At 60.4% G+C, this 500-nt stretch carries 2 protein-coding genes; both read left to right on the top strand.

The annotated features are described in order from the left end of the window. Positions 1-184, top strand: a 184-nt coding sequence (locus RVY79_RS17210; RefSeq protein ID WP_317465690.1) for a hypothetical protein, incomplete at its 5' end; no start/stop codon positions are given. Next, the gene (locus RVY79_RS17205) at positions 181-456 is read left to right on the top strand and encodes a Ref family recombination enhancement nuclease (RefSeq protein ID WP_048932696.1); all 276 of its coding nucleotides are present in this window, start codon (positions 181-183) and stop codon (positions 454-456) included. The genes RVY79_RS17210 and RVY79_RS17205, both read left to right, overlap by 4 nt. The last annotated feature ends 44 nt before the right edge of the window (positions 457-500 follow it).

Genomic DNA, 500 nt, shown 5'->3' with positions numbered 1-500 from the left:
CCGCTGGGCGACACGCCAACAACAGAACGAAAACCGCAAAAGCGTCCGCTGGATTGAGTTTGACGGCAAGCGCATGAACGTTGCGCAATGGGCCAAGCACTTGGGCATCAACAATTCAACGTTGCTGGAGGCGCTTGCGAAGCATCCTTTGGAGATCGCTCTGCGGGATAGGGGGCGAAATTGACCCGGGCCGAAAAGGACTACCTAGGCCGCGTAGCCGCGCTGGGATGCATCTTGTGCCGGCGACTGGGGTACGGCGAGACGCCGGCCGAAATCCACCATGTGCGTGAAGGGCAGGGGATGGCGCAGCGCGCGGAGAACTGGCTGGCTGTACCTCTCTGCCCGGAGCATCACCGCGGCAAGACCGGAATCCATGGCAACCGCATGGCGCTCAAGCAGGTGAAGGCAGACGAGGTCGATCTGCTGGCCTGGACGATTGAAGAACTGAACAGCTGAGGAAGCGGGGAATGGGAATTGAGAAGCGCCTCGAAAATTGGGCA

Origin of the sequence: Chromohalobacter sp. HP20-39 (assembly GCF_033052815.1) — a bacterium.
GTDB lineage: Bacteria > Pseudomonadota > Gammaproteobacteria > Pseudomonadales > Halomonadaceae > Chromohalobacter.
This window is presented reverse-complemented; position numbering and strand designations above follow the sequence as displayed.